Raw genomic sequence first — 13,392 nt, 5'->3', positions numbered from 1 at the left:
CCCCTGCGGGGGAGGGTGGGCCTCGCGTCAGCGAGGGTCGGGAGAGGGGAGCACCTTTTCCGGAAACGGAGCTCCCCTCTCCCCCCCTGCTCCGCAGGGTACCCTCCCCCGCAGAGGGGGGAGGGAAGACGCGTGTTGCGGCTAGGACCATCCTCACGATGCCACCGCCTCGCGACGCCGCGCATGCGCGGCGAGCAGCGTCAGCGCGGCCGGGGTGACGCCCTCGATCCGCGCCGCCTGCCCCAGGGTTCCCGGCCGCACGGTCTCGAGCTTGATCCGCATCTCGTTGGAGAGCCCAGCGATGCGCCCGTAATCCAGCCGAACCGGCAGGCTCACCGCCTCGTCGCGGCGGAAGGCGGCGATGTCGGCATTCTGCCGGTCGAGATAGACCGCGTAGGTCGCATCCGTCCGCAGGCGCTCGGCGATCCGCGGCGAGACCGCGCTCAGCTCGGGCCAGACCGAGGCCAAGCGGCCCCAGTCCAGATCGGGATAGGAGAGAATTTGGAAGGCGGTGCGGCGGATGCCGTCCTGGTTGAGCGCGAGGCCGTGGGCCTGCGCCTGGGTCGGCGTCAGGGTCAGCGCGTCGAGGCGGGCGCGCACCGCCGATAGCTCGGCCTGCGACGCGGCGAAGTGCGCCGCCCGCCGGGTCCCGACGCAGCCGAGCGCGGCCCCGCGCGGGGTCAGGCGCTCGTCGGCGTTGTCGACGCGCAGGCTCAGGCGATACTCCGAGCGCGAGGTGAACATGCGGTAGGGCTCGCTCACCCCATGGGTGACGAGGTCGTCGATCATCACGCCGAGGTAGGATTCCGCCCGGTCGAAGGTCGCCGCCACCGCGCCGCCGGCGATCCGTGCGGCGTTGATCCCGGCGACCAGCCCCTGCCCCGCCGCTTCCTCGTAGCCGGTGGTGCCGTTGATCTGCCCGGCGAGCAGCAGGCCCGGCAGTCGCTCGGCCTGGAGCCCGGCATTGAGCTCGCGCGGGTCGACGTAATCGTACTCGATGGCGTAGCCCGGCCGCAGGATCCGCGTCGCCTCCAGGCCCGGGATCAGGGCGACGAGCCGGTGCTGCACCGCCTCCGGCAGCGCGGTGGAGATGCCGTTCGGGTAGATCGTCGGGTCGTCGAGGCCTTCGGGCTCGAGAAAGATCTGGTGGCCCTCGCGGTCGCCGAAGCGCACCACCTTGTCCTCGATCGACGGGCAGTAGCGCGGGCCGCGGCTGCTGATGCCGCCGGAATACATCGGCGACAGGTGCAGGGTCTCGCGGATCAGGTCGTGGACCGCCTGCGTCGTCCGGGTGATGCCGCAGCGGATCTGCGGGGTGGTGATCCGCTCGGTCAGGGTCGAGAACGGCACCGGCTCGGCGTCGGCCTCCTGCATCTCCAATCTTGACCAGTCGATGGTGCGGCCGTCGAGGCGCGGCGGGGTGCCGGTCTTCAGGCGCCCGAGCCGGAAGCCGAGCCGGTCGAGGGTCCGGGCCAGCCCGACCGCCGGCGCCTCGCCGACGCGGCCGGCCGGGATCTGAACCGGGCCGATATGGATCAACCCGCGCAGGAAGGTGCCGGTGGTGAGCACCACCGCGCCGCAGCGGAGCGTCCGCCCATCGCCGAGCACGATCCCGGCGACGCGCCCGTCCCGCACCACCAGATCCTCGCAGGCGCCCGCGACCACGGTCAGGTTCCGGGTCTCGGCCACCGCCGCCTGCATCGCCGCCGCGTAGAGCTTGCGGTCGGCCTGGGTGCGCGGCCCGCGCACCGCCGGGCCCTTGCGCCGGTTGAGCAGCCGGAACTGGATGCCGGCCGCGTCGGCGACCCGGCCCATCAAGCCGTCGAGGGCGTCGACCTCGCGCACGAGATGGCCCTTGCCGAGGCCGCCGATCGCCGGATTGCACGACATCGCGCCGATGGTCGCCGGATCGTGCGTGACGAGGGCGGTGCGTGCGCCGCACCGGGCGGCGGCCGCCGCCGCCTCGACGCCGGCATGGCCGCCGCCGACGACGAGGACATCGAAGGCTTGTGGAGACGTCTCATGCATCCGCGGGATGTGCCGCCGCGCTGCGGAAAGGTCAATCGCCCGGGATCCGCTGAAGGGGATGGCATCGATCGTGCCCCATCCAGAGGCACGGTGCCGTCGCCTTCGGCAACGAATACTGCATTCGATCAGTCGATCCATCCGGCCCGAGCCTTGCCGCACGATGGTCGACTGCGTTCGGCAGTCGATCATTGCGAATTTGGATGCCGACTCGCGATGAAACCCCTTGCGGGACTCACGATCGCGTGTCATCGACGATCTGTGAACGGTTATGAACGGACAACGGCGTCCGTCCCGGACACCCGGGATTTCGTGACATCGCAGACCTCGCACGTGCGAGGGCGACCAACGAGGATCGAGACGATGCACATCATCACCATCGGCCTGGGTGCGCTCTGTTGCGCCGGCGGGGCCATCGCCCACTTCATCGATCCGAGCCAGCGCAAGGAAGGCGTCTTCGGCCTCGCCGGCTTCGGCTTCCTGCTCACCGGGATGTTCCTGACCCGCTCGTGACACGCGATCGGGTTTTCACGTGAAACATCGGGCGTGTTTCGCGTAAGCCGGTGACAGGGTCGACATCGTCGGCGTCGTCCGTCGACATCGCCTTGGGCGACCAGCCCGTGCGACGCGCGCAGCCTGTTCAGCGCGACAGCATCGAACCGCCCCTCGCTCCGCGCAAGGAAGGGGGAAAGCCGCGCTACTTGCCGATGCAGAAGCCGGAAAACAGGCGATCGAGCACCGCCTCGATCCCGACATGGCCGCCGACCTCGCCGAGCGCGCGGACGGCCAGGCGCAGATCCTCGGCCACCAATTCCGGCATCGCCGCGACGGCGGGCAGCCGGTCGAGATGGGCGACGCAGCGCTCCAGGGCGTCGCGGTGGCGCTCGCGGGTGATGAGCGCATCGCCGCCGCCGAGCGCGGCCTCGGCCTCCGCGGCGATGGCTTCGAGCAGCGCCGGCATCCCCTGCCCCGTCAGCGCCGACACGGCGAGGCCGCCGCCGGACCCGTCGGCGAGGTCCGCCTTCGTCCGCACGCGCAGCACCCGGCCGGTCGCCGCGGGCTCGGTCGCCTTCGGGACCGGCGGCACCAGCATCAGGACGAGGTCGGCTTCCGCCATCCGGCGGCGGGTGCGCCGGATGCCCTCGGCCTCGACCGGATCGTGCGTCTCGCGCAGGCCCGCGGTGTCGACCAGCATCACCGGCAGGCCGCCGAGATCGAGCCGCACCTCGATCGCGTCCCGGGTGGTGCCCGGCACCGGCGAGACGATGGCCGCGTCACGCCGGCTCAACGCGTTGAGCAGCGTCGACTTGCCGGCGTTCGGCGGCCCGGCGAGCACGACCCAGAACCCCTCGCGCACCCGCTCGCCGCGCCGCCCGTCGGCGAGCGCCGCGGCGATGGCGGCACGCAGGCGGGCGGCGCGGTCGAACAGGGCGCGATCCAGGGCCGTGTCGTCGACGTCGCCCTCGTCGGAAAAATCCAGCGCCGCCTCGGCGGCGGCCAGGCAATCGATCGCCTCGTCGCGCCAGGCCGCGACCTGCCGGCCGAGGGCGCCGTCGAGCTGGCGCAGGGCCTGACGGCGCTGAGCCTCGGTCTCGGCCTCGATCAGGTCGGCGATGCCCTCGGCCTCGGTCAGGTCCATCCGGCCGTTGAGCACGGCCCGCCGGGTGAAGGCACCGGCTTCGGCCGGGCGGCAGCCGGGAAAGGCGGTGAGCGCGCGGATCACGCCGGCCCGCACCGCGACGCCGCCATGCAGGTGCAGCTCCGCCATGTCCTCGCCGGTGACCGTGCTCGGCCCCGGCATCCAGGCGATCAGCGCCCGGTCGAGGATGGCGCCGTCGGCGGGGTCGCGCAGCGTCCGCAGCGAGAGGCGGCGCGGCGCCGGCAGGGGGCCCGCAAGCGCCGTGAGCACGGCACCGGCGGCCGGGCCGCTGACGCGGATCACCGCGATGGCGGCGCGCCCGAAGCCGGAGGCCGGGGCGAACAGGGTGGGGGGATCGCTCATGGTCGGATCGCTCATGCTCGGATCGCTGATGGGGGCCCGGGGCATCCCGGCATCCGCCCATCCGCGCGGGGGCGGCCGTCATCGATCGGCCGCATCCCGGCGAAAGGGTCTTGCCTCGGCAAACGACGTTGCGCAAACCGCGGCGCCGCGAAACCCGTCCGGAGGGAGCACACCATGGCCCATACCCGTCGCGCGGTCGTCGCCGGCCTGGCGCTCGCCGGGCCAGCGCTCTCCGCCCGCGCCGCCGATCGGCTCGGCGCCGCCGCCGGGCGCATCGGGGCGGTCGAGGTGCGCCTCGGCGGTCGGGTCGGCGTGGCGTTCCACGACGCGACGGGCGTGTTCCTCGGCCACCGCGCGGACGAAGCGTTCGCGCTGTGCAGCACCTTCAAGGTGCTGGCGGCGGCGGCGATCCTGGCCCGCGTCGCCGCCGGCCGCGAAACGCTCGATCGGCGCATCGCCTACGGGGCGGACGATCTGCAGAGCTACGCCCCGGTCACGCGCTCGGCCCTGGAGAGGGCCGGCGGCGGCCGTGCGGAGATGACCGTCGATGGGCTCTGCGCGGCGGCGATCGTCCGGAGCGACAACACCGCGGCCAACCTGCTCCTCGACGCGCTGGGCGGAACGGCGGCGCTCACCGCCTGGCTGCGCGGGCAGGGCGACGCGGTCACCCGCCTCGACCGAACCGAGCCGACCCTCAACACCGCCCTGCCCGGCGATCCGCGCGACACCACCAGCCCGGCCGCGATCACCCGGACGCTGGACCGCTGCCTCCTCGGCGACGCGCTGGCCCCGCCGCACCGGGCGCGGCTGGAAGCCTGGATGGTCGCCTGCGAGACCGGCGGGGCCAAGCTCCGTGCCGGCCTGCCGCCCGCCTGGCCGGTCGGCGACAAGACCGGCAGCGGCGACAACGCGACATCGAACGTCGTGGCGATCCTGCACCCGCCGGGCCGTGCGCCGATCCTCGCGGGTGTGTTCCTGACCGGCTCGGAGGCGCCGCCGGCCGCGCGGGACGCCGCCCATGCCGAGATCGGCCGCATCCTGGCGGAGGCGGTGTAATGGCCAAGGCGACGCCGCGGGCGACCCCCGCCTCGCGGGCGCTGGACAAGGCCGGCATCGCCTACGCGATGGTGGGCTACGCCTACGACCCGGAGGCGCCACGCATCGGCCTGCAGGCGGCCGAGGCGCTCGGCGTCGAGCCGGGCTGCATCCTCAAGACCCTGATGGCCGCCGTCGACGGCCAGCCGGTCTGCCTGCTCGTCGCCTCCGACCGGGAGGTGGCGATGAAGCGGGTCGCCGCCGCGATGGGCGGCAAGGCGGCGTCGATGCTGAAGCCGCCGGAGGCGGAGCGGATCACCGGCTACCACGTCGGCGGGATCAGCCCGCTCGGAGCCAAACGCCGGGTGCCGGTGCTGATCGATGCGGGATCGCTCGCCGGCCGCACCGAGATCCACGTCAACGGCGGCGGGCGCGGCCTGCAGCTGCGGCTTGCGACCGCCGACCTCGTCACGGTGCTCCAGGCCCGGCTGGTCGCGTTGGCCGATCGGTAACGATCGGTTCACCCTCTGCGCCGACACTGGCACCGCGTGCCCGGTTTCCGCGGGTCGGGGGACGACGTGCGCATGCGCGCGAGAGCGATGATCCGGGCCTGCTTCCTCTGCGGCTTCGCCGTGGGGCCCGCCAGCGCGGCCGACCTGTTCGCCCCCGAGCCGGGGCCGGCCTATGGCGGCCCCGTCGTGAGCGCGCCGCGCTACTTCCCGCGCGGCGACGGCAGCGACGGCGTCCTGCTTCACGCCGCCCCGCCCCCGCGCCGGGTCGCCTGCCTGCCGCGCCGCGCGCCGGTGCCGACCAACGCGCCCGACGATCCGAGCTACGTCGGCTCGTCCTACGGCCTGTCGAAGCCGAGCTATTACGGCCTCACGCCCCCGCCGGGCGTCGACGACCCGTTCGGCCGGCCCCTGCTGCCGTATTGCCGATGAGCGCGACGGGGGCATGACCGGCGGCGGCCAACCCGATGCGGTCGCCGCCCCCTCCCCCTGCATGCACGAGGCTTGTGGTCCGGCACGCGCGGCGTATCCTGCCCGAATGACGCTGGGCGCTTTCTTCTTCGTGCTCGGCGACGAGCCGGTGACGGATTTCCGAGACCTCGACACGGTCGAGACGATCCGGTCGGCGACGTCGGACGACGGGGACGTGATCCCGGCCGGCAGCCGGGGCACCGTCGTCTCGGTGATTCGCGGCGGCTTCGCCTATGGGGTCGAGTTCGCCGAGCCCTACGGCGCCGTCGCGACCATGCTCGCAGCCGACCTGCGCCACGTCGGCGTTCCCGCGGCGTGACCTGCGAACCGCCGTTCGTTCGCAACTTCGTCCTGAACAGCGACAAGATCACGAAGTATCTTCTGGTGCCGTCCCATCCGCGCAATCAGGGCAAGGCGGCGTTCTTCCTGGACTTCGGGTTCAGCCTCGACCGGCCCGACGTGTTCGTCCGCGCCCTGCTGGGTCATGCTGCTCCGCAACGCTTCAGCGACGCGATCGGCGCGCAACGCCTGATCTATGAGGGACCGCTGGACGCCCCGGACGGCCGCCATCCCGGAATCCGCACGGTCCGGCAGATGAGCGAGGATGCCGTGGCAGCCTTCGTCACGGCATTCCCGGGGCCGCGCCACCGAGCTGGTTGAAATTACTCGACGGCCTTGCAAGAAGCCGCGGCGAGGCGGGGCGAGCCGATCTGCCCGCGGGCGGATCGCGCCGATCGCACGCCTGTTCCGCCGGAGCCCGCCATGCTAGCCCATCCCACCCCCGAGACGCAGGCCATCGCCGATCTCGCCCGCTTGCGCGAGACGGTCGCCGCGTGGCGCGCGGCCGGCGACCGCGTCGTGCTGGTGCCGACCATGGGCGCGCTGCATCGCGGCCACCTCGCGCTGATCGCGCATGCGCGGACCCTGGGCGAGCGCGTGGTGGCGAGCGTCTTCGTCAACCCGACCCAGTTCGGCCCGAGCGAGGATTTCGCCCGCTATCCGCGCGACGCCGCGAGCGACCTCGCCCTGCTGGCGCAGGCCGGGACGGACGCGGCCTGGATGCCCGAGGCGGCCGCCATGTACCCGCCGGGGTTTTCGAGCCGCATCGAGGTGGGCGGCCTCACCGAGGGGCTGTGCGGCGCCTTCCGCCCCGGCCACTTCTCGGGCGTGGCCACCGTGGTGACGAAGCTGCTCAACCAGGTCCGGCCGGATGCCGCCCTGTTCGGCGAGAAGGATTTCCAGCAGCTGCAGGTGATCCGGCGCGCGGTCGCCGACCTCGACCTCGATGTCGCGATCCACGGCATGCCGACGATCCGCGAGGCCGACGGCCTCGCCCTGTCCTCGCGCAACCGCTACCTCGCGCCGGCCGAGCGGGCGACCGCGCCGAAGCTCCACGCGGTCCTGTCCAACATCGCGGCGCAGGCGCGGGACGGCGGCGAGACGGCACCCGCCATCGCGCGCGGGATCGCCGCGCTGGAGGCCGCGGGATTCGCCGTGCAGTACCTCGCCGTCTGCGATGCGGCGACGCTGGCCCCGCTCGCCCGCGTCGACGGCCCGGCCCGCGTGCTCGCCGCCGCCTATCTCGGCAAGACCCGTCTGATCGACAACGTCGCGGTGTGAGCTCCCGGCCGCGCCGGCCTCAGCGCTTAGCGAGCAGCGGCTCGGGCTGCGGCCCGTCCGTCTTGTCGCCCGGCTGATCGTCGAGCTTGCCCAACGGCACGATCGCCCGCAGCCAGCCGCGGGTGTCGAAGCCGCCGTAATTGCGCTCGGCGACGTCCCGGGTGACGTAGGCCTGCAGGTTCACCGGCCCGAAATTGTAGCCGACGAGGGCGCCGACGGCGAACTGGCCCTGACGCTGGTAGCTCGCCCGGCCGGTCGGCAGGTCGGCGGAGCCGAAGGCGACGGCACCGACCTCGAGCTTGCCGAACTTCTTCGTCGCGGTCAGGTCGAGGTTGAGGAAGTCCGGGTAGTACGTGCCGGTGGGCGAGGTGGTGTCGAAGAAGATCCCGTAGAGGAAATGCGCCGTCAGGTTCCAGCCGTCGCCGTTGTAGGTCGCGGCGAAGCGCTGGTGCAGCACCGGGTTCTGGATCACCACCTTGGTGTCGCTCGGCAGGTAGGCGCCGAGCAGGTAGCTGACGCCGACATGCTGGCCGAGATCCCAGGCGAGCTGGGCCGCGAGCAGGGTCTGGCCGAACCCGCTCTGGTAGCGCGCGCCGTTCGGCGCCGTCGCGGTCACCGGCTGCAGCAGCGTGAACTGGAGCCGGGCATCCAGCACCCGCCACGGCGTCGCCCAGATGATGGACGGCAGGTTGACGTTGAGTTCCGAGTCGCGGGGTCGCGTGTCGCGCACGCCGAAGCTCGACGTGTCGATGAGGTACAGCCCCTCCGCCAGCGGAAACCCGGCCGGCAGGCCGACGGTCTGGCCCGGCTGCGCGGCCGAGCCCGCCCGGGCGGCTCCGTGCGCGGCGCACGCCACCGCTGCGCCCACGAGCGCCACCTTCCAACCCGACACCGGCACGCAAGCCTCCTCCGCCGACGCGGTTCGCCGGCAAACGGACCATGCACGGATCGCGGCCGATCCGCCGCCTCCGATCGCGGGCACCGCACGATCGCAGGTTCGGCGTTGCAACCGGGCCACGCCGTCGCCGGGTCGGCGCCCGGCCGCTCGAGCATTTTCCAGCGAGGTGGATCCCGGCTCGCGTGAAGAAAATGCTCTAGACCCCCTTGGGATGCGCGGCGAAGAAGTCGAGCATCGCGCGCGAGGCGTCGGGCCCGTGCGGATCGGTGAAGCTGCCGGCCCGGTCGCCGCCGGACCAGGCGTGGCCGGCGCCGCGCACCCGCCAATCCTCCAGCATCACCCGGCCCGCCGCGTCGGCGTAGCGGGTGCGGGTGTAGGGATGGCCGTCGCCGTCGAATTGCTCGCGCGAGGGCGTCAGCGCCGCGGCGCCCGCCTGTGCCAGCACCTGGTCGGCGTTGCGGATGCTCACCGTGGTGTCGTCCTCTCCGTGGAAGACGATCGTCGGCACGCGGGTGCCGCCGGGGCCGGCCGCGCCCATCTGCATCGCCATCATCGCCGAGCCGACGTCGCGGGCGCACGACGCGGCGAGGCCGGAATGCACGCCCACCGCCGCATAGAGATCGGGAAAAGCGCGGGCGATGTTGGCCGCCGCCGCCCCGCCGGCCGAGAGCCCGGCGATGAAGACGCGGTCCGGGTCGATCGCGTGCTCGGCCATCACCGCGCGGGTGAGCCCGGCGATGATCGCGGCCTCGCCGGTCTCGCGGCCCTGGTCGCGCGGCTCGAACCAGTTCCAGCAGCGTTGCGCGTTGGCGCGGCCGGTCTGGACCGGGTAGGCGACGAGCACGCCGTCGCGCTCCGCCAGCCGGTTCATGCCGGTGCCGACGGCGAAGTCGTCCGCGGTCTGGTTGCAGCCGTGCAGCATCACCACGAGCGCGGCCGGATTCTGCGGCCGGCTCGGGACGAACAGGCGATACTCGCGCGCACCCGCCGGCCCGGCGAAGCTTTTGGTGACGAGCGATCCCTCGCCCTCGGCGGGCTCGGCCGAGCGGCCCGGCATCGGCGGCTTGGCGAAGCCGAAGCCGGGCGCCAGCCCCTTCGTGTTGAGGCCTTTGGTGTTCAAGCCCTTGGCGCTCAGGCCCTTCAGCACCGGCGCCAGCCCGCGCACGACGCCGTCGACCGCGGCACGCAGCTTCTCCGGGATCGGGCCGGCCGACGCGGTTTCGGCTCGGGGCGAAGCGCTCCTCGGCGCGGCCTCGGGCCTGGGCGCGGCCGCGGGCTTGGGCGCGGCCTCGACCTTCGCCTCGGCCCGGGGCGCGGATCGCGGGGCGTCGTCGATGCGCTCGGCGGTCAGGTCGAGGGTCGGCGGCTCGATCGCCTTCGGCGTGTCCTGCGGCGTGTCCCGCGGCGTCGCGTGGCCGCCGAGGCTGCGCTGGATCAGGTCGGTCGCCTCCGCGAGGCGGCCGGCACCGGTCAGCCGGGTCGCCTCCATCATGTCGGCGAAGCGGTCGCGCATCGAGTCGGAATGGTCGGTCATGGGAAGTCCTGGGGATCGCCGTGGGCGGATCGGAATGGGGCAGGAGGCTCGGAGCGGAGGCTCGGCAGCGCCTCAGCGCAGCCGGTCGGCCAGCGCGGCGCGGACGGCGGGGCTGGCCTGGAGGCTGCCGAGCACGTCGAGGGAGGCGATCGCCGCACGGGCGAGGTCGGGGGTCACGTCGTCGGCGATGGTGGCGAGGCCGAGCACGCGGACGTCCAGCATCCGTCCCTCGGCCCGGGCCGCCTCGAGGCTGGCGCGGTCGATGTGGCGCAGGCCGAGCTCGACGCTACGCCGCGCCATCGACTGGCGCGTCACGTCGGCATGCCGCTCGATCTGGTTGCGGATCGCGGTGCGGATGAAGTCGCTGCGGTTCGAGAACACCCCTTCGGCCACGAGCAGATCGACGTGCCCGAGGTCGACATGCCCGAGGTTGATCGTGATCTTCTCGCTCTCGGGCTGCCGCGCCGCCGGCCGCGCGGGCTTCGGCCGTGCCATCACATCCATCATCGCGACCATCCCGTCACCATCCGTGTGGATGGCATATGGGGGCGCCATATTGCATTGCAATATGGACTTCATGCGATGCACCAACCCGTGAGGGCGGCTCTGCCGTCAGACGGCGGTGTCCTCGCCGATGTACTCGGCCCAGATCGCGCTGGCGCCGAGGCCGGCGCGGAATGCGGCGTGGCGCTCGCGCTCGGCGTCGGTCAGGCGGGCGCGGGCGGTGCGGACCGTGCGCACGACGCTCTCGGCGCTGCGGTCGACCACCGCGTCGGCGACCGCGGTCGCGCCGAGATCGAACCTGGTCTGCTTGCCGCCGAGCAGCTCGATGTAGACCTCGGCCAGGATCTGCGCGTCGAGCAGGGCCCCGTGCTTGGTGCGGCGGCTGGTGTCGATGCCGTAGCGGCTGCACAGGGCGTCGAGGTTGGCCGGCGCGCCGGGGTGCTTGCGCCGGGCCATCGGCAGGGTGTCGACCACGCTCTCGAGGACGATCGGCGGCGGCGCCTTGGCCCCGAGCCGGGCGTATTCCATGTTGAGGAAGCCGACGTCGAACGGCGCGTTGTGGATCACCAGCCGGGCGTCGCCGCAGAACTCGATCAGCGCGCCGGCGATCTCCGAGAACAGCGGCTTGTCGGACAGGAACGTGTCGGACAGCCCGTGCACCTTGAAGGCGCCCTCCGAGACCGCCCGCTGCGGGTTGCAGTACTTGTGGAACGTCCGGCCCGTGGGGATGTGGTTCAGGAGCTCGACCGCGCCGACCTCGATCAGCCGGTCGCCGGTCTTGGGGTCGATGCCGGTGGTCTCGGTGTCGAGAACGATCTCGCGTACGACGTCGTGCATGATGTCCGGTCCCGAACGCTTCCGCGCGTCGCCTACCCGATTAGCCCGCTCGGGTTAACCCGCGCCTTCAGCGCCGCCGCAGGCGGACGTAGAGCGCGCCGGCGCCGCCGTGGTGGCGGGCGGCCTCCTCGAAGCCGAGCACGATCGGGCGCAGCTCCGCGCCGCGCAGCCAGTGCGGCACCGAGCGGCGCAGCACGCCGCGCTCGGCATAGGCGTCCTCGCCGCCCTTGCCGGTCACGACCAGCACCCGCGCATGCCCGGCGGCGCGCGCCCGCATCAGGAAGCCGACCAAGGCCGCGTGCGCCTCGGCCTGATAGAGCCCGTGCAGGTCGATCCGGCCCTCGATCGCCAGCACGCCGCGGCTGAGCCGCTGGCGCTCGCGCCGCTCCAGCCCGGGCGGGGCGGGGCCCGGGACGAAGGCCGGCCGCACCGGCGTCGGCGGCGGGGCCGGTGTCCCCGCGCCGAGCCGGACCACGCGCCTGGGCTTCTTCGCCGGCGCGACGACGGCGACCGGGCCGGGCACGACGCTCGGCATCGCCGGCACGGGCTCGGGGAGCGGCACCGCCTTCTTGGCGGGGCTTTTGGCCGGCGCAGGTTTCGGCGTCGGCTTCGCCGCGGCCGGCGCCGCGGGCCCTGGGGCGTCGGCAGCCGGCTTGGCCTTCCGCAGCGGCGCGCGGGCGCGCAGCGGCGTGATCAGCTTGGCGATCTCGCCCCAGAGATGGGCATCCTCGCGGGACAGCGCCCGCGGCCGGCGCGACGGCCTCATGCCGGACGCTCGGATCGCGTGAGGTGAAGCGCGGGTCTCTTCTTCCATGGGAGAGGGAGCCGCGCCGTGACGCCCAGGATCCTTCCGGCTTCCACACGCCGACATGCGGACATTCGTTCGTCCGTTCCGGTTCCAGCGAGTCGCGGAAAGCGATGGCATTGGAGCCATGGCGTCGGAGACCAGAACCCCCTCATGGCGCGGCCGGCTTCGGCAGGAGCACGACGAAGCCGGGCTTGGTGTGCAGGTCTCCGGCCGCGACGCCGGCCGCCGCGCCGGTGCCGACGTAGAGGTCGCCGCGGGCCGGGCCGAGGATGGCCGAGCCGGTATCGGCCGCGACCACGAGGTGCCCGCTGCCGAGCTGGCCGGGCAGCCTGCCCTCCAGCCAGAACGGCAGGCCGTAGCGCCAGAGGGTGCCGTCCACCGCCAGGCTGCGGCCGGGGCTGAGGGGCGCGCCGGCCGCGCCCGGCGGACCCAGGGCGGGATCGGTGACCGGCTCGGTGCGGAAGAAGATGTAGGACGCGTTCAGCCGCATCAGCCGGCGTGCGTGGTCCGGGTGCGCGCGCAGCCAGGCGGTCCAGCGGGCGAGGCTGAGGTCGTTCAGGGCGAGGTGCCCCTCCGCCACCAGCAGCTTGCCGATCGAGGTGTAGGGCCGGCCGTTCTTGCCGTCGTAGAGCACGCGGATCGCCGACCCGTCGGGCAGGCGGACGCGGCCGGAGCCCTGCACCTGCAGCACGAACAGGTCGACGGCGTCGCGCAGCCACAGCAGCGGGCGGGTGCGCCCGGCGATCGCCCCGTCCTCGATCGCGGCCCGGTCGGGATAGGCCTCGAACCCGGCCGCCGCCGCGCGCCCGGCGCGCAACGCCGGATCGAGGCCGGGGCGGGTCTCGCCGGGGGCGAGCGTCACGAGATCGTCGGGCCGGGCGAGCACGGCGGCGGCGAAGCCGGGGCCGGGCGCCAGCGATCCCTCGAGCTGCGGCTCGAAGTAGCCGGTGAGGAACCCGGTCTTCCGCTCGGGCTCGGTGCCGTCGGCCGGGCGCACGACGCGGTAGGCCGAGAACCCCTCCTGGAAGAACCGCCGCGCCCGCTCGGGCCAGCCGGCCCCGGTGCGATCGAGCGCGGCGGCGGCGGTGCAGGCGGCGGCGAGGTCGGCCGGCGACCCGGCGACGCCGGCGGCCTGCGCCGGATCGGGGC

15 protein-coding genes are annotated in these 13,392 nt (G+C 73.5%); 7 read left to right on the top strand and 8 right to left on the bottom strand.

The window, feature by feature from the left end; genetic code table 11:
- Positions 1-153: 153 nt before the first annotated feature.
- The gene (gene mnmG / locus FV227_RS24960; protein WP_147860146.1) at positions 154-2,028 is read right to left on the bottom strand and encodes a tRNA uridine-5-carboxymethylaminomethyl(34) synthesis enzyme MnmG; all 1,875 of its coding nucleotides are present in this window, start codon (positions 2,026-2,028) and stop codon (positions 154-156) included.
- Between the two features lie 360 nt (positions 2,029-2,388).
- Here mnmG and FV227_RS29305 point away from each other — a divergent pair, with 360 nt between their 5' ends.
- Positions 2,389-2,538 (top strand): hypothetical protein, encoded by a 150-nt coding sequence (locus FV227_RS29305; protein ID WP_187274945.1) that lies wholly within the window; start codon positions 2,389-2,391, stop codon positions 2,536-2,538.
- Positions 2,539-2,722: 184 nt separating this feature from the next.
- Here the strand turns inward: FV227_RS29305 and mnmE are convergent, their stop codons facing one another.
- The gene (gene mnmE, locus FV227_RS24955) at positions 2,723-4,027 is read right to left on the bottom strand and encodes a tRNA uridine-5-carboxymethylaminomethyl(34) synthesis GTPase MnmE (RefSeq protein ID WP_147860145.1); all 1,305 of its coding nucleotides are present in this window, start codon (positions 4,025-4,027) and stop codon (positions 2,723-2,725) included.
- A 174-nt stretch (positions 4,028-4,201) separates the two neighbouring features.
- Here mnmE and bla point away from each other — a divergent pair, with 174 nt between their 5' ends.
- The 6 genes from bla to panC all read left to right on the top strand — a co-directional run bounded on the left by bla (position 4,202) and on the right by panC (position 7,662).
- The gene (gene bla / locus FV227_RS24950; protein ID WP_147729712.1) at positions 4,202-5,083 is read left to right on the top strand and encodes a class A beta-lactamase; all 882 of its coding nucleotides are present in this window, start codon (positions 4,202-4,204) and stop codon (positions 5,081-5,083) included.
- The gene (locus tag FV227_RS24945) at positions 5,083-5,574 is read left to right on the top strand and encodes an aminoacyl-tRNA deacylase (RefSeq protein ID WP_147729711.1); all 492 of its coding nucleotides are present in this window, start codon (positions 5,083-5,085) and stop codon (positions 5,572-5,574) included. The genes bla and FV227_RS24945 overlap by 1 nt, the downstream gene beginning before the upstream one ends.
- Before the next feature lie 87 nt (positions 5,575-5,661).
- A complete protein-coding gene (locus FV227_RS24940) occupies positions 5,662-6,003 on the top strand; it encodes a hypothetical protein (protein WP_246686620.1) in 342 nt (113 codons plus the stop codon).
- A 106-nt stretch (positions 6,004-6,109) separates the two neighbouring features.
- A complete protein-coding gene (locus FV227_RS24935) occupies positions 6,110-6,361 on the top strand; it encodes a DUF4926 domain-containing protein (protein ID WP_147860144.1) in 252 nt (83 codons plus the stop codon).
- Complete coding sequence (locus tag FV227_RS24930; RefSeq protein ID WP_246686619.1) at positions 6,358-6,702, top strand: DUF6883 domain-containing protein; 345 nt, start codon at positions 6,358-6,360, stop codon at positions 6,700-6,702. Before FV227_RS24935 ends, FV227_RS24930 begins: the two co-directional genes overlap by 4 nt.
- A 102-nt stretch (positions 6,703-6,804) precedes the next feature.
- The gene (panC, locus tag FV227_RS24925) at positions 6,805-7,662 is read left to right on the top strand and encodes a pantoate--beta-alanine ligase (RefSeq protein ID WP_147729448.1); all 858 of its coding nucleotides are present in this window, start codon (positions 6,805-6,807) and stop codon (positions 7,660-7,662) included.
- 19 nt (positions 7,663-7,681) lie between these two features.
- Here the strand turns inward: panC and FV227_RS24920 are convergent, their stop codons facing one another.
- From FV227_RS24920 to FV227_RS24895, 6 genes are all read right to left on the bottom strand, one after another.
- Entirely contained in the window at positions 7,682-8,554 is an 873-nt protein-coding gene (locus tag FV227_RS24920; protein ID WP_147860149.1) for a transporter, read from the bottom strand.
- Between the two features lie 202 nt (positions 8,555-8,756).
- Positions 8,757-10,094, bottom strand: a complete 1,338-nt coding sequence (locus FV227_RS24915) for a PHB depolymerase family esterase (RefSeq protein WP_147860143.1) — start codon at positions 10,092-10,094, stop codon at positions 8,757-8,759.
- A gap of 72 nt (positions 10,095-10,166) precedes the next feature.
- Positions 10,167-10,601: a CopG family transcriptional regulator gene (locus FV227_RS24910; protein WP_147860148.1), complete on the bottom strand. Its 435-nt coding sequence runs from the start codon at positions 10,599-10,601 to the stop codon at positions 10,167-10,169.
- A 105-nt stretch (positions 10,602-10,706) separates the two neighbouring features.
- The gene (gene dnaQ, locus FV227_RS24905; RefSeq protein ID WP_147860142.1) at positions 10,707-11,435 is read right to left on the bottom strand and encodes a DNA polymerase III subunit epsilon; all 729 of its coding nucleotides are present in this window, start codon (positions 11,433-11,435) and stop codon (positions 10,707-10,709) included.
- A 67-nt stretch (positions 11,436-11,502) separates the two neighbouring features.
- Positions 11,503-12,201, bottom strand: a complete 699-nt coding sequence (locus FV227_RS24900; RefSeq protein WP_147860141.1) for a Smr/MutS family protein — start codon at positions 12,199-12,201, stop codon at positions 11,503-11,505.
- A 190-nt stretch (positions 12,202-12,391) separates the two neighbouring features.
- Positions 12,392-13,392 (bottom strand): murein transglycosylase A (locus tag FV227_RS24895; protein WP_147860140.1); only part of this gene is annotated, 1,001 nt, incomplete at its 5' end.

The organism is Methylobacterium sp. WL119, assembly GCF_008039875.1.
Classification (GTDB): domain Bacteria; phylum Pseudomonadota; class Alphaproteobacteria; order Rhizobiales; family Beijerinckiaceae; genus Methylobacterium.
Note: the sequence above shows the minus strand (reverse complement) of the source record. Positions and strands in the feature narration are given on the sequence as shown.